Genomic DNA, 26623 nt, shown 5'->3' with positions numbered 1-26623 from the left:
TGAAGTGAACCCCAAAAGTTAGACAAAAACTTTTGGGGTTCACTATTTATGACAAAACACACATTTGAAGAGAAACTAGATATAGTTTCTCAAGTAAGAAAGGGAAAGCCGATTCTGCGCATATCCCTCGAACGCCATATCCGCGAACACATGATATTGGAATGGGTTCGGAAATATGATCTTTATGGTGAAAGTGGGCTGCACAAACAACCTAATGTCCGGCCCACGGCTGATTTCAAAGAAAAAGTTGTAAGGCTTGTCATAGAAAAAGGAGTACCTTTAACACAGGTTGTTCTGGAATACAAGGTAAGCAAGACTGCCTTAGAGCGCTGGGTAAGATCAGTACGAGTTGAGGGATATGCTGTATTATATCAACAAAAGAACCGTGGACGACCACCTAAAGATATGGGAAGATCAAAGAAGCATGAACCTGAAACAGAATTAGAGAAGCTCCAGGCAGAGAATGCCCGTTTGCGAGCCGAGAACGCACTACTAAAAAAAGTCACGGCCTTAGTCAAGGAAAGAGAAGCCCGCGAACGCAGGAGTGGGCAAAAGCCATCGAAGAACTAAGGCCCGAACACGATGTTGCAATTCTTCTGAATTGCAAGCAGATGGCTCGTTCTGTATTTTATTATCATCGCAAGCGCTTGAATGTTGATGATAAATACAAACATGAAAAAGAAGATATTGTCCGCATTTATCACTTGCATAAAGGAAGGTATGGTTATCGACGGGTAACGGCCGAAATGAAGAACTTGGGTTATAGTATAAATCATAAGACTGTTCAAAGATTAATGGGAACATTGGACCTAAAATGTAATATCAGGAAAGTCCGCTATCGCTCATACAAAGGTGAAGTTGGTAAAATTGCCCCCAACCTACTTGAAAGGAATTTCAAGGCAAGTTTGCCTAATCAGAAATGGGCTACGGATGTCACTCAGGTAAACATCAAAGGAGAGAAAATCTACCTCTCTCCAATACTTGACCTGTTCAATGGAGAAGTTATCTCTTATAGTATCTCCAACAGTCCAAACATGCAGATGATAGAGGAAATGTTATACAAGGCTTTTGATAAAGTAAAAGATACAAAAGGGCTTATTTTTCATTCTGACCAGGGCTGGCAGTATCAGCATTATGGCTATAGAAAGGCTTTAGAGAAACAAGGAATTATAAAGAGCATGTCTAGAAAAGGAAACTGCTTAGATAATGCCCTGGCCGAAAATTTCTTTGGGATTATGAAGACAGAGTTGCTATACAGACAGAGCTTTGAAACTGCGGAAGAATTTATCGCTTCGTTAAAAGAATACATTCATTACTATAACAATAAAAGAATAAAAAACAGGTTAAATGGAAAGAGCCCGGTGGAATACCGAGCTCTCGTACAAAAAACTTAATTTTGTTAATCTGTCCAACTTTTTGGGGTCACATCAGTTCTGGACACCCTTTTCATTTTATGAAAATTGTATACTTTCAATAATCTGATGGTAAACATTTTTATAGTTTAGGTGTTTAAACTATAAAGTGCTAATTATGAAAACAATTAAGTTGTTTGTCATTCTGCTTGGGAGCGGGATGATATTGTCCTGCAGTCCTATAACGAGGATAACAGGTTCCTGGGTTGAACCATCTTCAAAAGGTAAAGTCTTAGATGGACAAACCATTTTTATTGCTTCTTTAACAAAAAACATCAAAGTACGGACTGAACTTGAAAATGGATTTACAAGTCTGCTTGCAATGAACAATGTAAAAACTGTAAAGGGAAACGACTATTTTAATCCGGAATTTTATAAAAAGATACCTACAGAACAAGTATTAAGAAACCAGATCAAGAATTCAGGAGCGAATTATGTAATGACAATTTCAATGATCAACAAGGATAGTGAAACAAGATACGTTCCAGGAACAAGAGGATATGCACCATATCCATATTACAGGTGGTATGGAGGTTTCTACAGTTATTATAATTATTGGTATCCAATGTTTTATGAACCAGGTTATTACGTGACAGATCGCACTTACTTTATGGAAACCAATCTTTATGATCTGGAAGGCCGTAAATTGATATGGTCAGCGCAATCGGAGACAGTGAACCCAGGTTCTATAGATAATTTTGTAAGAACTTATCCAAAAGTATTGGTTGATCAATTGGTAAAAGATGGCCTTTTGAGTATGACCAGGAAGTAATCGCAATAAAAATGCTACTAAAAGCATAAAGGCAATTTCAGGAAATATACGTATGTTGCGGCAACTAATTAAAAACATACATGAAAAGACTTACTATGGTACTGGGACTGCTGGTCCCGGTATTAAGCTTTGCACAGCAGCAACCGCAAAAAAATCAAAACTGGCATTTATTATCAAAGGATACAGATAAAGTATACGGTACAAATGTTATAAAAGCTTACAATGAACTGCTAAAAGGTAAAACGCCCGTAAAAGTTGTTGTTGCTGTATTAGATGGAGGTATTGATACCTTGCATGAGGATTTAAGCGCTAACCTATGGCGTAATGCTAAAGAATTACCTGGTGATAAAGATGTGGATGGTAATGGTTATAAAGGAGATACACAAGGCTGGAATTTCATTGGTGGCCCAACTGGACAGGTAACTAAAGAAAGTACTGAATACCAACGTGTATATTTTAAATATAAAGATCAGTTTGCAAATGTTACTGACGAAAAACAGGTAAAAAAGAAAGACTTACAAAACTATAAATGGTGGATTTTGAGTAAAAGTCTGTTGAAAAAATCAGATACTATTGCTCCTGTTGATTATAGAGGCCAGGAGGTAAAAGACGATTATACAAATATCAAAGACCGCTTTTATGGAAACGCTAACCTGATGGGTGATCCCTATTTTCATGGTACACACGTAGGAGGTATTATTGGTGCTGTGCGTAACAATGGAAAAGGAATGGATGGCATCGCTGATGCTGTTAAACTTATGGGCGTACGTGTTGTTCCAAATGGTGACGAGCATGATAAAGATGTCGCTTTAGGTATCCGTTATGCAGTAGATAATGGTGCGCAGATCATCAATATGAGTTTTGGAAAAAGAATTTCTCCTGATCGTAAAATGGTAGAAGATGCAATTCGTTATGCAGAGAAAAAAGGTGTGCTACTTGTAAATGCGGCTGGAAATGAAGGTATGGATATTGATATTTATCCACATTATCCAACTCCATTCTTTATTAAAGGAGGCAAAAAAGCACCCAACATGATTACGGTAGGAGCAAGTGGAGCTACAGAAGCCGGACTGATTGCTTCATTCTCAAATTACGGTAAGCAGACAGTAGATGTATTTGCTCCGGGAGTGGGTGTATATGCAACTATGCCTGAGAATAAATACAGCCCGTTATCAGGAACAAGTATGGCAACACCTGTAGTTGCAGGAATTGCTGCTTTAATTAAAAGCTATTATCCCACGCTGACTGCAAAGCAGATAAAGCATATCATTGAGCAAACGGTTACCAAAATTGATATTCCGGTTACAAAACCAAAATCAGGCGGTCAGAAAGTTGCGATGACAGAACTGTGTAAAACAGGAGGAATAGTAAATGCATATAATGCTTTGTTAATGGCAGACAATATGTCGAAGAAAAACTAAAACAGAAATACCTGTTAAATAAAAAATCCTGGTACCTTTTGGGTTACCAGGATTTTTTATTGAGTGCATAACTTAGAAAGAGGAGCTTTTACTTCTTTAAGAATGTTTCTTCCCATGAATACTTATAGGTGTCTTTTCCTTGAACGTTAATCTCTTCGATATAAATAACCAGGTCATTTGAATTGAGCTTTTTGATTTCCCCTTCAGTATTTTCGTCCTCGTCTTTATAACTTATGATTATTTTTGAACCAGAGATTTTGTAAGTGAATTCATCTCCGTCTCCGTCAACACCTGTTCCGTTATTTCTGAATTCTGTAGTAACGTTATTACCTTCAACATGATGGGTTTGTTCACCTTCTAATGTTCCATTTTTATGGCTTTTCTGAGTAACAGAGGTTAACTGCCATTTGCCAACAATATTTTTCGCATTCTTTTCTTCTGGACTTGAATCCTTTTTACAGCTAGAAAAAGATATAGTCGTGATCAGTAATAATAATAGGGAGAAATTTTTCATTTTTTTGTTTAAGAGTAATGTTTAGATGGTTAATTAATAGTTTTTATTTTAATATAATAAGTAGAATTGAAACTGTTGCAAAAAAACATAATCATAATAGTTTGGCCAATACCTAATAATGGGTATTTTTACAATTAATCATCTTTATTAATAATTAAATCTCAAAATGACCGAGTATAATCTAGTCCTGTCTGATAGGATAAAACAAGCAATTGCAGAAATTGCAGTCATAGCCGATAAACTACCTGCTGTAGTAATTATTCATAATATTAATGGAACAGTAGCCTGGATGTCTGAAAAAGGCTTAAGTGAATTGGGAATCACTTTGGATGTAATTACAAGTTTAACTCCTGATGAGTATTATTACGTTTATTTTAATGCTGATGATGCGAAAGATTATGTTCCTAAAATATTAGGTTTGTTGGAAAGAAATAGAGATGATGAGTGTGTGACCTATTTTCAGCAAGTGAGATTATCTGGACACGCTGAATGGAAATGGTATATGAGCAGCACTAAAATCCTCTTAAGGGATGAGAACCAATTGCCTTTACTTACCATTACGACTTCATCACCGATTGATGCCATGCACCACATGACTGCTAAAGCATCTCGTTTGCTCGAGGAAAATAACTTTTTAAGACAAAACATTAACAATTTTGCCAGACTGTCGGCTCGAGAACGTGAGATACTCTCATTAATGGCATTAGGTAAAACCTCTGCAGAAACCGCAGAGCAGCTATTTATTGCACAAACTACTGTCGAAACCCATAGAAAGAATATCAAACAGAAATTGAAAACGAGTTCTTACTATGAAGTTTGTCAGTACGCAAGAGCTTTTGATCTAATATAACAGCTTTTTTACAGCATTAAAATGCTGATGATAATATCGTACAGCATTTTGGGGAAATGCTACATTAAAGCCATAATACCGGTCGCTATATTTGAAATTCACACAAAAACCAAATATAGTCTGAACTTTTCATAAAGCTTCAGGACTTGTGAAATCTTGAGCCACATGAGAAATCTCCCCATATTTACTTTTATTTGTCTTTTGCTCTTTAGCATAGCTGAAGTTCAGGCCATTGATGTTTTAAAAAAAGATACACGTACCATTGTTATCCCCGTTCAGCCTAATCCTCGGCTTAAATTTGGCGCAGAAAAAATATCCAGAGCTTTATCATTAATAGGTTACAATGTTAAGATTGTACAGAAGAATAAGTTGCCTAAAGGGAGTGGTTTTATTGTAATTGGGGTAAAAGGAGATAAGCTACTTTCTGGAGTATCCAATCATTCAACAAAGCAACCGGGTAAAGAAGGCTTTAACATTGCGTATAATAAGAATAAAAACCTTGTTATTGAAGGAACAGACCATTCTGGTGCGCTATATGGTTGTATGGAACTTGTGGATGAAATAAAGGCAAAAAACAAATTGCCTGAAAGTATTTCCATTTCAGATCAGCCTCAAATGGTTTTACGTGGTACTTGTATAGGTTTACAAAAGACCGAGTTTTTGCCTGGGCGAGAGATTTATGAATACCCTTATACACCGGAAAGTTTCCCTTGGTTTTACGATAAAGAGCATTGGATCCGTTACCTCGATATGATGGTTGAGAACCGTTATAACTCTTTATACCTGTGGAATGGACATCCTTTTTCATCGTTGGTGCGACTTAAGGATTACCCCTATGCAGTAGAGGTAGACGATGAGACTTTTAAAAAGAATGAGGAAGTATTCAAATTCTTAACAGAAGAGGCTGACAAAAGAGGTATATGGGTAATTCAGATGTTTTACAATATTTTAATACCAAAACCATTTGCTGATAAACATGGTTTGGAAACGCAAGACAGAAACCGTCCCATTATTCCTTTGATAGCTGATTACACCAGAAAATCTGTTGCTGCTTTTGTGGAGAAATATCCTAATGTTGGATTGCTGGTTGCATTGGGCGAAGCTATGGAAGGGGTGGGACAAGATGATATCGACTGGTTTACAAAAACCATTATCCCTGGTGTAAAAGATGGTTTAAAAGCTGCTGGGATTAAAAATGAACCACCAATAGTGTTAAGGGCTCATGATACCCATGCACCCAGCGTAATGAAAGCCTCATTGCCACTTTATAAAAATCTATACACCGAAAATAAATTCAATGGCGAAGCTTTAACTACTTATGAGCCAAGAGGGAGTTGGGCAGCATTACATAGAGAATTGAGTAATATTGGCACTGTACATATTGCGAACGTACATATTTTAGCAAATCTTGAACCTTTCCGTTATGGTTCGGCAGATTTTATTCAGAAGTCTGTACAAGCTATGGATAAAATATATGGCGCTAAAGGCTTGCACCTATACCCTCAATCGGGTTATTGGGATTGGCCTTATACTGCAGATAAAATTAAGGATAGACAATTACAGATAGACCGGGACTGGATTTGGTATAAAGAATGGGGCAGGTATGCATGGAATTCTTACAGAGATAGAAACGAGGAAATTAATTACTGGGGACAAGAGCTTGGGGCTAAATATGGCACAGATCTGAAAGCTGGAAAAGCTATTCTTAATGCCTATGAAGAATCAGGAGAGATTTCACCTAAGTTATTACGTCGCTATGGAATTACAGATGGTAACCGGCAAACGCTGACTTTAGGAATGTTAATGACCCAACTGATTAATCCATACCGTTATGGCTTATTTACTTTATTGTATGAATCCGAAGCGCCAGAAGGAGAGATGATCATTGAATATGCTGAAAAGGCCTGGAAAAAGCAAGGACATATTGGCGAAACGCCAGTTCAGATTGCCAAAGAAGTTATTGAACACGGCAAAAAGGCATTGACATCAATAAATGAAGCTGCACCATCAGTTACTAAAGATACTGCAGAATTCAGAAGGCTGAGGAACGACATGTATTGTTATGACGCTATGGCTAATTTCTATGCAGAAAAAGTGAAATCAGCATTATGGGTTTTACGTTATAAATATTCCAATGACGTGGCGGATCTTGAAAAAGCACTGCCATTCCTTGAAAAGAGTGTAGCACATTATGCAGATCTGGTTAAATTAACAGAGAACGATTATTTGTATGCCAATAGCATGCAGACCAAACAACGTAAAATACCAATGCGAGGGGTTGATAAAACTTTCATCCACTGGACTGAAATGCTACCAGTATTTACCAAAGAATTGAACCATTTTAAAAGGAGTATAGATTCATTAAAATCTGCGAACTCAGGAACATCAAATGCGATCAAATCATTTAAAAATGCAGCAGTTAAGGTATTATCAGGTAATGAAAGCTATGTTTTAGCAAAAAATGCAGGAATATTTACCGATTCAACGGCTGTTATTAAAGATGTTACCGAACAATTGATGGGCCTTAAAGGAGTTAAATTAAATAAGGCACAGCAAATTAAGTCAGGCACTACAATAAGATTCAGTAATGCCAGCCCTGTAAAAGTGTTGGTAGGTTTTTTTAATGTAAAAGGCTCTCAATACTTAAAGGCACCGGAACTGGAAACAGATGCCAGTGCAAACAATTACGGACAATCGGAGATCAAGATCATGAATGCAATGGTGTTAGACGGTTATCCTCCGGTAAACGTACATGCTTATTCTTTTCCGGCAGGTACAAATACATTAACTTTAGGTAAAGGAGCTGCTATGGTTCTTGGTTTTATTAGTGAAGGACAGGAAATGCGCATTTATAATGCCGGACTGGATGGTAAAGGAAAAGATATAGATTGGTTATTTGAATAATGATGAATAGAAAAAAACTAATATTAACAGCCTTATCGCTGATTATAGCAACTGGAGCCTTTGCACAATCTGCAAGTACTGCAAAGCTTAGGAAGTATGTGGATTACTTTAATTCTATAGACAACGAGGCAGTAAAGAACCATGTGAATAATGCACAATCATTTGATTGGTTATCACAAAATGTACCCTTGCTGGAATGTCCGGACGAGGTATTGGAACAGAATTACTATTATCGCTGGTGGTCTTTCCGTAAGCATCTGGTAAAAACACCTGAGGGTTTCATATTTACAGAATTTATTGAGCCTGTAAAACACGCTGGAAAATATAATTCTATCAGCTGCGCATTAGGCCATCATATTTATGAAGGTCGTTGGCTAAAAAATACAGAGTACCTAAAAGAGTATGTAGATTTTTGGTTGTACCATGCGGATGTTGGACAGACTAAGCAACGTTTTCATCAATTCAGCAGCTGGGTAGATGATGCTGTTTATCAAAATTACCTTGTACATCCTGATAAAGCTTATCTAAATAAAATTGTTCCTGCATTAGATGCTGATTATAGCAAATGGGAAAAAGAAAGACAATTAAAAGATGGTCTGTTCTGGCAGTTTGATGTGAAAGATGGAATGGAAGAGTCGGTTAGTGGATCAAGAAAAGACGAGAACAGACGTCCTACCATTAGCAGTTATATGTATGGAAACGCAAAAGCGTTAGTCGAAATAGGTACAATCATTGGCGATAAAGCATTGGTACAGAAATATACTGCTAAAGCAGCTAATCTTAAAAAAATAGTACAGGATAGTTTATGGGATAGTAAGGATAGCTTTTTTAAAACCAAACACCCTAATGCGCAATTTGCACGTGCCAGAGAAGCCATTGGTTTTATACCCTGGAACTTTGATTTGCCGGCAGATCAGCCTCAATATGCAAAGGCATGGGATCAATTGTTAGATACTGCTGGTTTTAAAGCACCATGGGGTTTAACAACAGCCGAAAGAAGAGAACCAACATTCAGAACCCGTGGGTCTGGACATGGATGTGAATGGGATGGAGCATTATGGCCTTTTGCGAGTTCGCAAACCTTAAAAGGATTGTCGAACCTGCTGACCAATTATAAGCACCATGGGAAAATGACTCCTAAGGTTTTTTATGATGAACTTCACCAATATGCTAAATCTCATCAAATGAACGGTAAACCTTATTTAGGTGAATATCAGGATGAAAAAACAGGAGAGTGGCTGAAAGGAGATCATCCGAGAAGTAAGTTTTATAACCATTCAACATTCTGCGACTTAGTGATTAATGACCTTATAGGAATAAAGCCAAGATTAGATAATGCTTTTGGTTTTTACCCGCTCATTCCTGAGGGACAATGGGACTGGTTCTTATTAGACAATGTTACTTATCATGGTAAGACTTTAACCTTATTATGGGATAAAACAGGGAAAAAATACAACAAAGGTAAGGGCCTGCGTGTATATGCCAATGGCAAAGAAATCTATCAGTCTGCAAAGCTAAAGCCTGCAGTAATTAAACTTAAGTAATCAACCACAAACATAATCGGAAATGAAGTTTTATAGCCCTATCTCTAAATTTTTAGCTGTTTTAATCTTATGCTGCTGCGCAATGCTCTTTAGTATAAATGCAAAAGCACAGACTTACTATAATGTACTTAAATATGGTGCTAAAAATGACAGTAGTAAATTGGCTACCCAAGCCATCAAAAAGGCTATAGATGCAGCATCAAAAGCAGGGGGTGGAACAGTTTATTTTCCTGCTGGTAAATACCTTACAGGTTCAATACACCTTAAAAGTAACATTACGATATTCATTGACGCTGGTGCTGAGCTTCACTTTAGCGATAATTTTGACGACTATCTGCCTATGGTAAAAAGTAGGTATGAAGGAGTTGACGTTACTAGTTTTTCTCCATTGTTTTATGCCTATAAGGCAGAAAATATTGCGATAACAGGTAGAGGAATTATAGATGGACACGGTAAAAAATGGTGGGATTTTGTAGAAGGTTACAAAGCAGATCAGCCTCGTTCTAAATGGCAATATATGTTTGATGAACTGAATAAGGATATTCTTTTGCCAGATGAGCCAAAACAAATGACACGTGGCTTTTTACGCCCGCCTTTTATACAAACGATGTATTGTAAAAATGTCCTGATACAAGGTATAACCATTCGTAACTCACCATTCTGGACGGTAAATCCGGAGTTTTGTGAGAATGTAACCATACATGCTGTTACCATTAATAATCCGGCAAGGTTTGCACCTAATACAGATGGAATTAATCCGGAGTCTTGTAAAAATGTCCGAATTTCCGATTGCCATATCAGTGTGGGTGATGATTGTATCACCATTAAATCTGGTAAAGATGGACCAGGTAGAAAAATGGCTGTTCCGGCAGAGAATTATACCATCACCAATTGTACGATGCTTTCTGGCCATGGTGGTGTAGTAATAGGTAGTGAGATGTCTGGCGATGTACGCAAGATTACCATTTCCAATTGCGTGTTTGATGGAACAGATCGTGGATTGAGGATTAAATCTGCACGCGGAAGAGGTGGTGTAGTTGAAGAGATCAGGGTGGATAACATCATCATGAAGAATATAAAACAACAGGCTATAGTTCTGGATTTACAATATACAAAGACAAGTGTTGAGCCTGTTTCAGAACGTACGCCAAGGTTCAGAAATATTCATTTTAGTAATATTACAGCTTCACAGGTGAATCAGGCTGCTTTCTTAAATGGTCTGGAGGAAATGCCTATTGAGAACATTACCTTTAATGATATGAATATGGAAGCGAAAACGGGTTTTGACATCCGTAATGCTAATCGTATTGAATTTCATAACGTAGAGGTAAATACAGAAATAGGTTCGTCGATAAAAGCCGATAGAGTTAATTCATTAACTATTGACAATGTAAAGACCTATATGCCACTTAAAAATGTAGCTGTAATTGACCTGAAAGATGTGAATAATGCATTTATTTATAATGCATTTCCTGTATCTGGTACAGATACTTATCTGAAAATTAGTGGAGAGAAAAACAGTGGTATATCGCTGGGAAACAATAACTTTAAGCAAGTTGAAGCTCCGGTTGTAACAGTGGGGAAAGTTACAGATAGTTTGCGCGTTATCTCAGGAGATCCGATTAAGTAATTTAATTTGTATCGAAATGAAATTCACGAGTCTTTTTACCTGCATGAGCATAATGTTCATCGGCAGCCTGATTACTATAAATGCTATTGCTCAGCAACCAGCCTACCAGCTCTGGTATAATAAGCCAGCTGAACAATGGACGGATGCTTTACCTATTGGGAATGGACGGATTGGTGCTATGGTATTTGCCGGGGTAGAAAAGGATCGGATTCAGTTTAATGAGGAGACTTTGTGGACAGGAGGGCCGAGGGATTATAATCATAAAGGAGCTGCAAATTACCTTAACGAAATCAGAAAATTACTTTTTGAGGATAAACAGATGGCTGCGGAAAAACTGGCTGCCGAACATTTTATGGGTACTCAAAGTGTTGCTGGTGATAGAGCTAAATGGGTTGCAGAAATGAAAACCTTAAAAGGGATGTCTGGCAATCCTGCATCAGAGAATTATGATGACCAGCAATGGAAAACGATTAAAGTACCCAGTTATGAAGGTTGGGAAGCTGTAGGATTAAAAGACCTTGATGGTGCAATCTGGTTTCGCACTACCTTTGATGTTCCTGAAAACTGGAATGGTAAAAACCTGGTGCTCGATTTAAATAGGGTTCGTGATCAGGATTTTAGCTATATCAATGGGACCCTGGTAGGTAATACGGATGGTACTACCCCAAGAAAGTACATTGTCCCGGCAAAACTGATTAAAACAGGGAAAAATACAATAGCTGTACAGGTATTAAATTATTTCGATAAAGGAGGAATTGCAGGATATAAAGATACCAGTCGCCCCATTTCAATATATCCTGAGGGAGATAAACCAGAAAATGGTGTGTCACTGGTTAAAGAATGGAAGTATAAAGTTCAAAACGATGAACCACCAATGGTGTCACAGTTTCAGGCGAGTTACCAGGCATTCGGCGATTTACAGCTGAATTTTAAAAATCATAATTCAACAGCAACAAACTATAAGCGCAAGCTCGACTTAAATTCTGCTGTTAGCAGTACTACATATACCTTAAACGGAGTCAATTACCAACGTGAGTACTTTGCAAGTCAGCCCAATCAGGCTGTTGTAGTTCGATTAACGGCTGATAAAAAAGGAAGCATCAGTCTGGATGCAATCTTATCGAGCCCACATAAGTATAACGTGGTCAAAAAGATCAGTGAAAATACATTGTCGATCAGTGTACGGGTAAGAGGTGGAGCTTTAAAAGGAGAAAGTCAGCTTAAAGCTGTAATTACAAAAGGTAAGTTATTGGTTAGTCAAGGTAAGATAAGCATCAGCAATGCTGATGATGTAACCCTTTACCTGACGGCAGGAACCAATTTTATCAATGATAAAAATGTAACTGGTAATCCAGCTGCGGCTTGCTTAAAGGCTAATGTAGCTTTGCTAGGTAAAACCTATGCACAGATAAAAGCAGCGCATATAAAAGAATACCAGAAGTACTACAATCCATTTACGGTTAATTTTGGAAAAGGTGATAACGAAAATCTTCCTACTGATGAACGTATAGAGAAGTTTGCTTCCTCAAAAGATGCATCCTTTGCAGCTTTATTTATGCAGTATGGGCGTTATCTGCTCATTTCGAGTTCAAGACCAGGAACGCAACCTGCAAATTTACAAGGTATCTGGAATGATCAGCTTACACCTCCATGGGGTAGTAAGTATACTACAAATATCAATCTGGAAATGAATTACTGGCCTACTGGAACATTAAATCTTTCGGCTATGAATGAACCTTTGTTTAAAAAAATAGCTTCATTAGCCAAAAATGGTTCTGTAACTGCTAAGGTTCATTATAATGCCAATGGTTGGGTATTACATCATAACACCGATTTATGGAATGCAACAGCGCCCATAAATTCTTCAAATCATGGGATTTGGGTAGGTGGTGGAGGTTGGCTTAGTCAGCATCTTTGGGAACATTTTCAGTTTACTCAGGATTATACATTTCTTAAAAATGAGGCTTATCCGATTATGAAGCAATCAGCAGTTTTCTATGTTGATTTCCTTATTAAAGACCCGAAGACAGGTTGGTTGATCAGTACCCCATCTAATTCGCCTGAAAACGGAGGATTAGTTGCCGGCCCGACTATGGATCATCAGATCATTCGTACCCTTTTTAAAAATTGCATTGCAGCATCCAATATATTAGGCACTGATGCGGAATTCAGAAAGACATTGGAACAGAAACTTACACAATTAGCACCCAATCAGATAGGCAGATATAATCAACTACAGGAGTGGATGGAAGATAAAGATGACACAACCAATAAACACCGGCATGTATCACATTTATGGGGAGTTCATCCGGGCAATGACATCACCTGGGATACTCCGGATATGATGAAAGCTGCACGTCAATCCCTTATTTACCGGGGTGATGAGGGTACAGGTTGGAGCTTAGCATGGAAAATCAATTTCTGGTCCAGGTTTAAAGATGGAGATCATGCCATGAAAATGGTAAAAATGCTGATCAGCCCGGCAGCAAAAGGTGGTGGGGCCTATGTGAACTTATTCGATGCGCATCCACCTTTTCAAATTGATGGCAATTTTGGTGGTGCCGCAGGTATTGCTGAAATGCTTTTACAAAGCCATACCCAGTTTGTTGAAATATTGCCGGCATTGCCTGCAGATCTGCCAGAGGGAGAAGTGAAAGGGATGTTAGCCAGAGGAGGTTATGAACTGAGCTTTAAATGGAGCAAAGGTGTGTTGACAGCACTTGAAATACAATCAAAAGTTAATGGAGTTTGCTTACTCCGTTATGGAAATAAAATTACAAGCATCGCCACACAAAAAGGCGGGATATATAAATTGAATGGAGATTTGGAGAGATTATGAATAAATGGAAAGTTATATCTTTTCTGATAAGCCTTTTTTTTACAAGCACGGGGTTTACTCAAACAGGAGTACGTAAAAACATTACATTAAATGAGAACTGGCAGAGTATTGCTGATGACAATAATATCAATGCCTATAAAGGTTTTGAACAACAGGGTTTTAATGATAAAGCCTGGAAAAAAGTAAATGTACCACACAACTGGGATCAGTATGAGGGGTACCGCAGGATGTTGCATGGCAATCGTCATGGCTATGCCTGGTATCGTAAAAGCTTTACAAGTTCAGAGAAAAAAGATAGGAAGCGTTTCTTTCTGTATTTTGAGGGGGTAGGTTCATATGCAACGATCTGGTTAAATGGTAAAAAGGTAGGCTATCATGCAGGTGGACGAACCACATTTACATTAGATGTAACTTCGGTTATAAAGCTAAATAATCAGCCTAACTTACTTGCAGTACGTGCTGACCATCCGGCAAACATACAAGATCTGCCCTGGGTAGACGGAGGTTGCTCCACTGAAAGAGGCTTTTCTGAAGGATCGCAACCTATGGGTATTTTCAGACCTGTACATCTTATTGTAACCAGTGATGTAAGGATCGAACCTTTTGGTGTGCATATCTGGAACGACAATAAGGTAACTGAAAAATCAGCACAGCTGAAAATGGAAAGCACTGTTAAAAACTATAGTACAGTAGCACGCAATATTACTGTTGTTAACCAGCTATTTGACAAAGCTGGTAAGAAAGTAGCGGAAATGAAACGTGCAGAAAAGATCCAGCCCGGAAAAACATTAGCATTAAAACAACAAACAGAACAATTAAATAACGTAAAGCTCTGGTCTATAGAAGAACCCTACTTATATACGATGAAAACCAGTATAAAAGAAGGGAGTAAGACTATTGATGAACTGAATACACCTTATGGTATCCGTTGGATCAGCTGGCCTATAGGTGAAAATCCGGTAGATAGTAAGCGGTTTTTACTTAACGGTAAACCTGTATTCATCAATGGTATAGCAGAGTACGAACATTTGATAGGTCAAAGTCATGCTTTTAGTAATGAACAGATTCGTTCAAGGGTAATGCAGATTAAGTCTGCAGGTTTTAACTCATTCCGCGATGCCCATCAGCCACATAATTTGCTGTATCAGGAATATTGGGATAAGCTTGGGATTCTATCATGGACACAAATGGCCGCTCATATCTGGTATGATACCCCTGAGTTCAGAACTAATTTTAAAAAGTTACTGATTGATTGGGTTAAAGAAAGAAGAAATAGTCCTTCAGTAGTGTTATGGGGACTGGAAAATGAGAGTACTTTGCCTGAAGATTTTGCAAGGGAATGTACAGAACTTATTCGGACACTAGACCCTACAGCATCATCACAAAGAAAAGTAACGACCTGTAATGGTGGTAAAGGTACCGATTGGGATGTGCCGCAGAACTGGACAGGAACTTATGGAGGTGATCCATTGACTTATGCAGAAGATATACAGCGTCAGGTGTTAATTGGTGAGTATGGGGCATGGCGCACACTTGATTTACATACCGAAGGTCCATTTAATCAGAAAGGAGTTTACAGTGAAAATAACATGACCCAGCTAATGGAAACTAAAGTACGGTTGGCGGAGTCTGTAAAAGATAAAACAGCTGGACATTATTTCTGGCTATATAGTTCGCACGATAATCCTGGAAGGGTGCAAGGAGGTGAAGGATTAAGAGAACTGGATCGTATCGGACCGGTAAATTACAAAGGATTGTTTACCCCATGGGAAGAGCCTCTTGATGTTTTTTATATGTTCAGAGCCAACTATGCACCAAAAGCTACAGACCCGATGGTTTATATTGTATCGCATACCTGGCCGGAAAGATGGCTTGTAACAGGTATAAAAGACAGCATTACCATTTACTCGAACTGTGATGAGGTAGAGCTTTTTAATGATGTTAATTCAGCTTCGTTGGGGAAAAGAAAGCGCGGAGGAACAGGAACACATTTTCAATGGAACGGCGTAAATATTAAATATAATGTATTGTATGCGGTTGGATATGTAAATGGGAAAGCAGTTGCAAAAGATTATATCGTTTTAAATCATCTGCCAAAGGCACCTAATTTTAACGAATTCAATAAGGAAGCAAAGAACATTACTGCTGCAGTAAGTCAATATAACTATTTATATCGCATCAATTGCGGAGGGCCTGAATATAAAGATCAGAACGGACAGTTGTGGTCGGCCGATAGACAACTTACACCAGATGGTTTTGGCTCGAAGTCATGGACATCGAACTTTGCGGGTATGCCAGCATTCTTTGCCAGTCAGAGGCGCACTTTTGACCCGATAAAGGGTAGTACAGATTGGAAACTGTTTCAGACATTCAGATACGGTCGTGATCAGCTGACTTATCATTTTCCTGTGCCAGATGGTGAATATCTGGTAGAGCTGTATTTTGTTGAGCCCTGGTTAGGTACAGGAGGTGGAATGGATGCTACAGGAATGCGTTTGTTTGATGTAGCTATAAATGGAGAAACACTGCTTAAAGATATAGATATCTGGTCTGCAGCAGGACATGATTCTGCCTTAAAGAAAACTGTAAAAGCTCAAGTAAAAGGTGGAATGCTGGTTGTTTCCTTTCCACAGGTAAAATCAGGGCAGGCCATTATATCTGGGATAGCTATTGCATCAGCTAATAAATCGATTAAACCTGTAAAAGAAAGTCTATCTATTATAAGTAGTAGTCACAAAACAACAACCTGGATGGATATGGGCGATCAGCAATATGCAGATGAGCAGGTCTATTTTACTGTACTCCCATCTGCTATTTACGGTGCAGAATGGATTCAGACCAGCAGTAAGGAAAACACTGTAGCACCATTTAAAATTACAGGAGATGCGGATATTTATATTGCTATAGATGCCGGTGTTAATGGGAGGTTAAACTGGTTGTCGGACTATGAAGACACTAAAACAATAATTAAGAATAGCAAAGGACATAACTATAATGTATATAAAAAGGCATATTTAAAAGGTGCGACCATTGTACCAGGGCAGAATCAGACAGGTGCGTCCATGTATACCATTGCTGTACTTCCTAAAACGAGTATGCTGCCAGCCTACGACCTGAAAACTGTTACTACCTATAAAGCAATTGAAGCAAAAAAAATAGGAGAGGGTATGGTGCAGGAAGAATTGATGGGAAGAGACCGTATAACTTTCAAAAAGTCATCAGGCGATGTATTAGAATGGCATATGGTTGTTGGAGTTGCTGACACCTATTCGCTAACAGTAAAGTATCATAATCCATTTGAAAGTTCATTAAGAGGGAAAATAGAAGTGTTAACCTTAGATGGAACAGTATTAAAGCCAGCGGAACCAATAGAGTTTAAGCAGACAAGAAAGGGAAAATGGAATTATTTTAATACAACCACAGGAACTATGATCAATGCGGGGACTTATCGGGTACGTTTAATAGCTGAAGATGCAGAAGGATTAAGTATAGATGCACTTGATGTCCAGTAAACAAGGTAAGATGTTATAATATCTGGAGAAAATCTTATATGAATACAGTTACCGACAGGTAGATCTTTGCTTAAGATTAAACATAAAATGGAAAACTCAAGAAAAGGGTTCATCCCTGTCATGCTAACCCCTTTTTCGGGTAATGGAGATATAGATTATAAAGCACTTACAGAACTTACAGAAGTTTATTTAAAAGCAGGTGCATCAGGATTATTTGCGAACTGTCTGTCGAGCGAGATGTTCGAACTGACGGATGAAGAAAGACTAAAAGTAATCAGTCATGTTATAAAAGTAGCGGGAGGTACAGTGCCGGTAGTGGCTACAGGTACTTTTGGCGGAGCAATTAGTAAACAGGCAGATTTTGTTAAAAGAGTGAACGACCTGGGTACAGAAGCAGTGATTATTATTGGTAGCTTACTCGCAGAAGAGCAGGAGTCCGATCAGTTATTCAATGAACGTGTATTGGAACTGTTTGACCAGACAGCTGATGTTCCTTTTGGTTTTTATGAATGTCCTGTACCTTATAAAAGAACATTAAATGCTGTTCAGCTAAAACAATTTGTAGAAACCGGAAGAGTGATTTATCATAAAGATACCTGTCTGGATCTGGCACAGATTAAAGAAAAGCTTGCTGTAACTGCTGATTATCCTGAATTTGGTTTGTATGACGCTTATATGGTACATGCGGTTGACTCTTTAAAAGCCGGATCTGCAGGTGTATCCTGTATACAAGGGAATTATTTTCCGGAATTGATTGTATGGCTTTGCGATAATTACAATGATCCGCAATTAGAAGAAGAGATTAACAGAGTACAGCAATTCCTGATTAGTAATATGGATGTGATGCACAATGTGTATCCGGTTGTATCAAAATATTTTTTGCAGAAAAGAGGATTAAATATATCCACATTTACCCGCAGAGATGTAGGTATTTTCGATAACAACGTTGTTAAGGAAATAGAAGGCTTGTATAGTAATTATAATATATTAAGGAATGAATTAAATATTTCAGTTTTTTAATTGTTCCAGCAGGTACTTACGTTTATAATCCAAAGGAGTCATGCCTGTAACCTTTTTAAAGTGTCTGTAAAAGTTAGATACATTGTTAAAACCACAATCGAAACAGATCATTTCTGTAGGCAGTTTGTTTTCAATTAAAAAGCGGCAGGCATGACTTACACGGATTTCAATCAGGAAGTCGTAATATGTTTTCTTGGTCATCAATTTAAAGTACCTGCAGAAAGAGGTAATACTAAGGTTACTTAAAGAAGCAATCTCCTCCAATGTGATGTCATTCTTATAATTAGTCATGGTGTAGTTACAGATCCTGTTAATCCTTGCAGTTTCAGACTCACTACTCTGGTAAAAGTTAGCCTTCGCGGTAACTATAGTTTCAAATTCATCTGTTTCGGCTAAAGTTTTCAAAATGTTAAGCATAATAATGATGCGGTCAAGATTCGTAGCTTCCAGGGAAGAGCGCATCAGCTCAGCCAGTTTTTCTTTAGCCTTGCCATTAATCATCATACCACTCTTGGCTTTTTCAAAAAGTTTGGGAATAAGGTAGGCTTCCGGCAGATTTAATAGATACTTCCCCAGACAGTCGGGTAGAAACTGGATCACCATAGCTTCTACATTTATATCCGGTCTGCTCTGAAAGTACTCATCCTTACATCTCCATGTATGCGGTAGATTTTCCCCGAGCAAAATCATTTCACCCTCGGCAAAGTTACTGATGTTATCACCAATAAACCGGACACCCTCACCTTTGATCACATAGTGAAGTTCAAGTTCAGGATGATAATGCCAAACGTTTCCAAAGTCAGGTTTAATATCATGGCGGATATTAAAAGAATTTTGGAGCGTTGGCGGAATTTTGTGAAAATGAGGCTTCATTTTATTTTTATATTTGAATATTATATTTATATTTAATTATTGAAAACGATGTTTTAGCAAATATTGCATATAATATTACTAAAGTTAATACATATTGTGATAATATCCTACAATAAGTTGCTAATAAATACGAGAAAATAAAAAGTACTATTGTTGAGTTTTGTATAAAGCATAACAAGAAATAACCAAATTATAAACTGACAAATTGTTTTTATATAAATAATTTGTTTATTAGTGAATCATGAAACGAGGAAAAAAAATGGAAATTTCATTGGCTTCCAATGGAGATTTAAGGTTAAAAGGATGCTACCTTTTAATGGTAATCCTGCTCTCATTTACAAATGTTTTATTCGCGCAGAATAATACCTCTTCAAAAAATGTTTCAGAAGAGAAGGCAGCATATGTGAAGATGATCACAGAGCGGGCAGAGAAGATCACAGCATTTCTTGATATTAATGATGCAGCCAGAAAAGAAAAGGTTACTCATATCATCCGTGATCAATACAGCAACCTAAATGATATCTATGCAGAGCGGGATTCGAAATTAAAGGCGCTAAAAGAAGAGAATGCAGATAATAAAGCTGCATTTGAATCAGCTAAAATAAAGGAAGAGGCTAAAGTAAATGCTAAATTAGCTAAACTACATAAAAAGTACCTTGCAAAACTCTCGGGACAGTTAAGTGCAGAGCAGATAGACCAGGTGAAAAATGGAATGACCTATGGAGTTTTGCCATTAACATATAAAGCATATCAGGAACAGATTTTAACGTTAACTGAAGAGCAGAAAAAACAAATCCTGATATGGCTTACAGAAGCACGCGAACATGCAATGGATGCAGAGTCATCAAATAAAAAACATGCATGGTTCGGAAAATATAAAGGAAGGATCAATAATTACTTATCTGCTGCAGGATATGATCTGAAAAAAGAAGGGAAAGACTGGGAATTACGTAGAAAGGCAGCAGCGAAAGAAAATTAAAATATAAAACGCTTTTATTTGGTTAGTCGACGCTCTCAAGTCGTTCTTTATTTGGTTAGAAAGAATTCCCGTTATTGATTAAAGTGAAATTGGTAACGGGTTTCTCTTAATTTCTTAACCATAAATTGTTTAATATAAACCGTAATCTAAAACAAAAGTATTCGATAAAACATTTACATTAAATAGAGCTGTTAACAATCTCAATCAACTAAACAATATATCTATTATCAAGAAGAACAGTTAATTACAGTTTACTAAGTAGCTAGATAATAAAAGAACCATTTATATAACAAAACCAAGTATGAACTTTAAACTTTTACGAGTGTTAAAAGGGGTAATAATTTTATCCTTGCTTTTCTGCGCTTCATCGTACGCGCAGGTAAAGAAAATTACAGGTAAAGTTACTGATGCCAGCGACGGAGGGCCGATGCCCGGCGTTAACGTTAGCATTAAGGGTAAACCAAGTAATGTAGCCACCAATGCTGATGGTATTTATACTATTCAGGCAGATCCGGCTAAAGATGCGCTGGTATTTTCTTACATCGGTTTCAAAAGACAGACCATTGTATTGGCAGGTAAATCTACATTGAACGTTTCATTGGCGTCTGATAATTCCGATCTGGATGAAGTTATCGTTGTAGGTTATGGTACAAAAAAGAAATCAGAAATTCTGGGAGCGGTATCACTTATTTCCGGTGAGGAAATTATGGACATTCCTGCACCAAATATTGCAGGCGCTTTAAGAAACCGGATTGCGGGTGTTGGCGTAGGTCAGGTATCTGGACGGCCTGGTTCAGCGATAACATTGAACATTAGAAATGCCACTGCCTCAGGGACAGTTGCAGGAGCCACAGCAGAACCTCTGTATATTATTGATGGTATTACAATGGCTAACAGTGATGCTTTTAATGCATTAGATCCTTCAATGGTTGAAAATATTTCATTTTTGAAAGATGCTTCAGCTGCAATTTATGGTGCATCTGGTGCAAAAGGTGTTGTTTTAGTTACAACTAAAAGAGGGAAAATCGGAAAGCCAAGCATAAGTTATAATGGCTATTTTGGTGTTTCTGACGCTTCAAGAAGTCCAGAAATGTTAACTGGTTTGGAGCATGCAACTTTGCTTAATGATACTTATAAGTTATATAATTCTTCAGAATCATCTTTTTTCAGTCAGGCCGACTTAGATTATATTGCTGGAACCAATTACAAAAGCTGGTATGATGAAATCTGGAAATCTGCAACAACACAGAGACACAATTTAAGTATTTCTGGTGGAAGTGATAAAATTACTTTTTTTGTTGGGGGTAGTTATCAGAATGAAAATGGAAACTATGCGGGACTTAAAGTTGATAAGTATGGCTTTAGAAGCGGTTTAACGGCTACCATTGTTGAAGGATTAAAAGCTGATATCGCATTTAATGTGGATCATAATATTCGGAATAGTCAAAATACAGTTACTGAAAATGATGCAGGCTTCTTTGAATCTATCATATCTGTGCCTAGATGGGTTCCAATAAGCTTTGATGGTATTCCTGTTAACTTTAACAATGGTTCGGTGCGAAACCCTTTAGCAGTGTTACAGTCGGGATACTACGAGAACAGCAAATCTCAATCGTATCGTATTAATGCTAGTTTAACTTATCAGCCGAAATTTTTGAAAGGCTTAACAGCAAAATTTCAGGTATCTCAGGGGGGGGGAAATAGGTCAAGTACACAGTACGAACCACCCTACAAGGCCTATAATTTTTTAAGAGTTGGAAATAATTCATCTATTTATGTGAATCAGCCAGATCCTGCAACACCTTCGGTAGATGTTATTACAGCAGCGAATGCTAAAGTCATGCCTGGATTAGGTAAGGATAATAGCTACCAAGGATTTTTTACTTTACAGTATGGAAGAACAATTGGTGCACATACCTTCGATGCTATTGTTGGAGGCGAGCAGACTGAATCAGAAAATGAGAATTTATCTGTTTACTGGAGGAATCAGCTGATACCAGGAGCTGATGATTGGTGGGCATTTGATCCAAATATGTTGACGCGTCAGAGTAGAGATATATTTGAATCAACAAAACGTTCGTTTTTTGGACGCTTCAGTTATGATTTTAATAAAAAATATCTTGTAGAAGGGGTAGCTCGTCTGGATGCATCCTCCAACTTTGCATCCGGGAACAGATGGGGATTATCTCCGAGTATTGGCTTAGGTTGGGTTGTGAGTCAGGAAAGCTTTTTCAAAGATAATGTGTCTTTTGTAAATTTCCTTAAGCTGAAATTTAATTACGGTATCGTTGGTGATGATAGGGTATCGGAAAGATTATGGCAGCAGCGTTATCAGGTAGACGTTTCAAATGGGTATCTGTTTGGCGGTTACAATGGAAATGGCCTGAACCCATCTGTCTATCCAAATCCAGATATCACATGGGAGAAAAAGGAAACTATAAATGTAGGTTTGGAAACCTCACTTTTTGATAGCAAATTAGATTTTGGAGTTGAGTTTTTTCGCAATCGTACATTTGACGGTTTTGACCGCGGTGCAAATAGCAGATATCCATTATATGCCGGTTTTACGGCTCCTGTAGTAAATTATAGGCAAGTTTATAATTGGGGATCGGAATTTAACATCAGCTACAAAGCAGATTTAGCAAAGGATTTAAGATTGACTACCAGCATTAACTTTGGATATGGTAATTCAGTGGTTGATCGTATGATTTATGCGCCGGGTAATTTACAAGAGAACAGACCTAATCAATGGCTTGCTCTTTCTTTCGGAACTGATCCGAGAAAATATAATTCAAACAATATTGGGTTAAAAACGCTGGGAATGTTTAGAACTCAGTCAGAAATTGATGCATTTTTGTTACAGAATCCAAATTATACATTGTATGGTTTTGTACCACAACCAGGGTGGTTGTATTACGAAGATGCTAATGGAGATGGTGTTGTTAATGATTTGGATATGGCACCAATGTACAATAATACCGATTCTTTTTTTTCTTCAGGTATTTCTCTGAATCTTAATTATAAAGAATTTAGTTTAAGTACTAACATTGCTGCCAGGCTAGGTGGTAAAGTATTTTACGATAGTCGTGCACGTATAGCCCCATCAAATACGAGAAATATTTTGAGTATATGGAACGATCGTTGGACCTCTGATAATCCGACAGAAGGGAAATATCCAAGGTTTGATGACCCGTCACTTACCCGGAATTCTGATTTTTGGGCAGTAGATGGAACGATGATTCGTGTAAACAATATGACTTTAAGTTACAAGTTGCCATCTAAAATAACTAGTAGAATTGGATTAGGTGGTGCCCGAATATTGGCTACTGGTAATAATCTCTGGACTATAGTTAATCCTTTAAAATATAAAGATCCCTATACTTCAAGTGCCTACGACTATCCAATTTTGAGGACACTTTCTTTAGGTTTAAGTGTTAATTTATAATTGATTAAATATGATACAAAGATATACATCAGTTGTTAAAAAATATCTAATGGTATTAGCAACGACCGCAACCCTATTTTCTTCTTGTAAAGTAAATGATGATGAATTTTTTGAACTTAGAGACAGGGGTGGAATAGATGCAGCGATTTGGGATACCCCAGGTGCTGTACAAATGCATTTGAACCGGGCATACGATGTTATTATGCCACAATTTCTTTTTCAGGATCATAATACCAATAATATGAATGGACGGTATGGTGTTCATTATGCGAGTGATGAGAGTTTTTTTCCCGTTGTTGATCAATGGGCAAGAGCTGCTCTGGGCTTACAAGGAGAATTGGGAAACAATGATATCCGATTCGCAGGTAATGTATATACCAGTAATGCAGGTGGTAACAAGTATATGGATATTTCTAGATGTAATGATGCCATAACCAATTTACCCAAAGGTTCTATGGCTCCAGACGTAAAACGTTCATTTCTTGGTCAATACTATGCTTTGAGAGCAATGGTTTATTTTGAATTGGTAAAAGTTTATGGTGGTGTACCCTTAGTTTTGACACCTCAAACTCCGGATAATTTGACAGTAAGTGGCAGAGCTAGTGCAAGAGAATGTTTTGACGCTATTACAAAAGATTTAGATTCGGCCATAAGTAATTTAAATGGGGTTAACTGGAATAATGACGCAACAGATAGAGGTAAAATTAGTAAGTTGGCTGCTACTTGTCTTAAAGCAAAAGTAGCGATGTATTGGGCGAGTCCGCAGTTTAATCCTGGCAACGACGGAGGGCGTTGGACTGTTGCTTTAGCAGCTAATAAAGCTGCCTATGATTTAGCCCTTACTTCTGGTCGTGTTCTGTTACCTAATTACGCAAGTATATTTCAAACGGAAGGTGATGCGAATACTGAGGTAATTATGGTCCGGACATACTCAAATACCTTAGAGCGCCGTGGACATGATGGTGAAAGGAGAGCCAGACCATCTTCTGAAGGGGGGACACCCACTCAAGGCTATCGTGCTACCACTAGATTGCTAGATGCTTACCCTATGCTAGATGGTAATTCAATTAGTACAGCAGGTCAGTACCAATATGATGACCTGATGTTCTGGCAGAACCGAGATCCGAGATTTAATGCAACTATAGCCTATAATGGTGGAGTATGGCCTTTAAGTGGTAAGCCTAATAGAAAACAGTGGACATATACAGGAGCTACTGGAGAAGCGAATTTGATGGCTGTTTACTGTAAACGTTTCAATATTGCGGCCCTTGCTTCCGGTGCTACTGCATATACCAATAACATTGGTGGAAATGGTATGGATTGGATTGAAATGAGGTTTGCTGAGGTTATACTTAATTATGCTGAATGTTTAAATGAAACCGGAAACATTGATTTAGCGAAAGAAATGGTTAGAAAGATCAGGGTAAGAGCAGGAATTCAAATAGGCGCTACACCGGCTAATGATTATGGTCTAGGTGCAGTAAACACTCCAGCTGCTATGCGGGATTTAATTTTAAATGAAAGGTTTATTGAGTTTGCATTTGAAAATAAGCGCAATTCGGATCTGCGTAGAACAAGAAGAATGCACTTGTTAACTGGTAACATGACCAGCATAGAAATAGAGCCTGTAAATGGAGCCACAACTAGAAATACCTTAGAAGCAATTGTGAATACCACTACAGGAGAGAGATTTAGAGAAACATTAAATATGGAAAGTCGAGCAGTTTACAGTCAGTATTTTAGAAAAAATACAGTTGGTGTTCAAGGATATTTACCTTATAACATTCCGGAGTTTCATTATTTCTATACTTTCCATAACGATTTTGTTAATACCGGGGCAAATATACAGGCTACAATCGGTTGGGCCGGTGGCACATTTGACCCACTTGCTAATTAATATGAACGGTGGTTGTTTTAAAACTGAAATAATATGAAATCAAAAAAAATCTTGATAAGCTGTCTTTTTATGGTGGCTATAGGGCTAAGCTCTTGTAAGAAAGATTCAGAAAATATATTTAATATGTTTACAGATGTAACTGTGACATATAATGCGGTATCTGAATTAAGTCTTACTGATTATAAATTGGTAAAGGATGGTGATATCATCAACATTGACTACACTATAACTTCGGCGAAGGAGGACATGTATTCTATCACCTTTGAACGTTCAGTAGGTAGTACCAATACACAAACAAGGACAACCACAGCAATAACGGATCCTAACCAAAGACGGCAAATTAGTGGACAGATGTCGCTTAAAATGCAAAGAGATGGTAAAACAAGCTTCCGGATTTATCCATTAAATCAGGCAGGATATTTTATGGGTGATGGTGGGAAGACTTTAACAGTCGAAGTTTCGCCTAGTTATATTCATACTGTCAACCGGAGAGTGTATTTCCCGGATACTGCTACTCGAGTAGCTCCTGCTTTTTTTTCTATTAAAAAAGGTGAGGCTTTTAGTTATACCAATGGTCAGGCAAATGCTGCTGATATTGATTTTGGCCTTTATAGAAGGTTGACCATTAACCCGACGACCGGGCAGATAACATATCCTGCTAATATTTATGCATTAGATGCAAATCCTAATCCTTTAACTGTTTACGATGTGAGTACATGGACTAAAAGATCAACTAAGTTTAGTGCACCTGTTACTGGAGGTACTAACATATATCGTAATACAATAGGATCTTCTTCAGTCATAGAGGAAGAGGCTAAGAAAAGAACAATTAATCTTACGCAGACTACAAGTAATTTTGTAGCAGGATCTATTGTCTATTTCTTAACTCCTGAGGGTAAATATGGTGTCATACATATTAACAGTATAACTAAAGATCTGGATGGAAAACCTTATGCTGATATAAGTATAAAGACCCAAAAATAAACATATTAACTATTAATGAGTGTGTGT

At 37.7% G+C, this 26623-nt stretch carries 16 protein-coding genes and 1 pseudogene; 15 read left to right on the top strand and 2 right to left on the bottom strand.

The genetic code is table 11. The features are described from left to right. Nucleotides 1-48: 48 nt before the first annotated feature. The 4 genes and pseudogenes from ABDJ41_RS07950 to ABDJ41_RS07935 all read left to right on the top strand — a co-directional run. Nucleotides 49-477 (top strand): annotated as a pseudogene (locus ABDJ41_RS07950) (transposase); the annotation flags it as partial. Continuing rightward, nucleotides 441-1394: an IS3 family transposase gene (locus tag ABDJ41_RS07945; protein WP_349785378.1), complete on the top strand. Its 954-nt coding sequence runs from the start codon at nucleotides 441-443 to the stop codon at nucleotides 1392-1394. The pseudogene ABDJ41_RS07950 and the gene ABDJ41_RS07945, both read left to right, overlap by 37 nt. A gap of 136 nt (nucleotides 1395-1530) precedes the next feature. Next, nucleotides 1531-2184, top strand: a complete 654-nt coding sequence (locus ABDJ41_RS07940) for a DUF4136 domain-containing protein (protein ID WP_349785375.1) — start codon at nucleotides 1531-1533, stop codon at nucleotides 2182-2184. A gap of 80 nt (nucleotides 2185-2264) precedes the next feature. Further along, nucleotides 2265-3605 carry a S8 family peptidase gene (locus tag ABDJ41_RS07935; RefSeq protein ID WP_349785373.1) on the top strand — a complete coding sequence of 447 codons (1341 nt, stop codon included), beginning with the start codon at nucleotides 2265-2267 and terminating at the stop codon, nucleotides 3603-3605. Nucleotides 3606-3693: 88 nt separating this feature from the next. Here ABDJ41_RS07935 and ABDJ41_RS07930 read toward each other — a convergent pair whose 3' ends face one another. Further along, nucleotides 3694-4119, bottom strand: coding sequence for a lipocalin-like domain-containing protein (locus tag ABDJ41_RS07930; protein WP_349785371.1), 426 nt, complete (start codon nucleotides 4117-4119; stop codon nucleotides 3694-3696). 166 nt (nucleotides 4120-4285) lie between these two features. On the opposite strand from ABDJ41_RS07930, the gene ABDJ41_RS07925 reads away from it, so the two are divergent. The 7 genes from ABDJ41_RS07925 to ABDJ41_RS07895 all read left to right on the top strand — a co-directional run bounded on the left by ABDJ41_RS07925 (nucleotide 4286) and on the right by ABDJ41_RS07895 (nucleotide 18418). Then, nucleotides 4286-4969 carry a helix-turn-helix transcriptional regulator gene (locus tag ABDJ41_RS07925; protein WP_349785369.1) on the top strand — a complete coding sequence of 228 codons (684 nt, stop codon included), beginning with the start codon at nucleotides 4286-4288 and terminating at the stop codon, nucleotides 4967-4969. Nucleotides 4970-5134: 165 nt separating this feature from the next. Further along, entirely contained in the window at nucleotides 5135-7873 is a 2739-nt protein-coding gene (locus ABDJ41_RS07920) for an alpha-d-galacturonidase (RefSeq protein ID WP_349785368.1), read from the top strand. Beyond that, nucleotides 7873-9417, top strand: coding sequence for an MGH1-like glycoside hydrolase domain-containing protein (locus tag ABDJ41_RS07915; RefSeq protein WP_349785367.1), 1545 nt, complete (start codon nucleotides 7873-7875; stop codon nucleotides 9415-9417). The genes ABDJ41_RS07920 and ABDJ41_RS07915 overlap by 1 nt, the downstream gene beginning before the upstream one ends. A 22-nt stretch (nucleotides 9418-9439) precedes the next feature. Continuing rightward, a complete protein-coding gene (locus ABDJ41_RS07910) occupies nucleotides 9440-11047 on the top strand; it encodes a glycoside hydrolase family 28 protein (RefSeq protein ID WP_349785366.1) in 1608 nt (535 codons plus the stop codon). Between the two features lie 16 nt (nucleotides 11048-11063). Continuing rightward, complete coding sequence (locus tag ABDJ41_RS07905) at nucleotides 11064-13886, top strand: glycoside hydrolase family 95 protein (RefSeq protein WP_349785365.1); 2823 nt, start codon at nucleotides 11064-11066, stop codon at nucleotides 13884-13886. Further along, on the top strand, nucleotides 13883-17398 hold the full coding sequence (locus ABDJ41_RS07900; RefSeq protein WP_349785364.1) for a malectin domain-containing carbohydrate-binding protein: 3516 nt from the start codon (nucleotides 13883-13885) through the stop codon (nucleotides 17396-17398). The genes ABDJ41_RS07905 and ABDJ41_RS07900 overlap by 4 nt, the downstream gene beginning before the upstream one ends. Before the next feature lie 87 nt (nucleotides 17399-17485). Then, nucleotides 17486-18418: a dihydrodipicolinate synthase family protein gene (locus ABDJ41_RS07895; protein ID WP_349785363.1), complete on the top strand. Its 933-nt coding sequence runs from the start codon at nucleotides 17486-17488 to the stop codon at nucleotides 18416-18418. Here ABDJ41_RS07895 and ABDJ41_RS07890 read toward each other — a convergent pair. Beyond that, a complete protein-coding gene (locus ABDJ41_RS07890) occupies nucleotides 18407-19291 on the bottom strand; it encodes an AraC family transcriptional regulator (RefSeq protein WP_349785362.1) in 885 nt (294 codons plus the stop codon). The two genes, ABDJ41_RS07895 and ABDJ41_RS07890, sit on opposite strands and share 12 nt — an antisense overlap. 241 nt (nucleotides 19292-19532) lie before the next feature. Here ABDJ41_RS07890 and ABDJ41_RS07885 point away from each other — a divergent pair, with 241 nt between their 5' ends. From ABDJ41_RS07885 to ABDJ41_RS07870, 4 genes are all read left to right on the top strand, one after another. Beyond that, entirely contained in the window at nucleotides 19533-20270 is a 738-nt protein-coding gene (locus tag ABDJ41_RS07885) for a DUF3826 domain-containing protein (protein ID WP_349785361.1), read from the top strand. Nucleotides 20271-20571: 301 nt separating this feature from the next. Further along, nucleotides 20572-23715 (top strand): SusC/RagA family TonB-linked outer membrane protein, encoded by a 3144-nt coding sequence (locus tag ABDJ41_RS07880; RefSeq protein ID WP_349785360.1) that lies wholly within the window; start codon nucleotides 20572-20574, stop codon nucleotides 23713-23715. A gap of 10 nt (nucleotides 23716-23725) precedes the next feature. Beyond that, nucleotides 23726-25612, top strand: a complete 1887-nt coding sequence (locus ABDJ41_RS07875) for a RagB/SusD family nutrient uptake outer membrane protein (protein WP_349785359.1) — start codon at nucleotides 23726-23728, stop codon at nucleotides 25610-25612. 33 nt (nucleotides 25613-25645) lie between these two features. Beyond that, entirely contained in the window at nucleotides 25646-26596 is a 951-nt protein-coding gene (locus tag ABDJ41_RS07870; protein ID WP_349785358.1) for a hypothetical protein, read from the top strand. The last annotated feature ends 27 nt before the right edge of the window (nucleotides 26597-26623 follow it).

Source organism: Pedobacter sp. ASV1-7 (assembly GCF_040203335.1).
Classification (GTDB): domain Bacteria; phylum Bacteroidota; class Bacteroidia; order Sphingobacteriales; family Sphingobacteriaceae; genus Pedobacter.
Note: the sequence above shows the minus strand (reverse complement) of the source record. Positions and strands in the feature narration are given on the sequence as shown.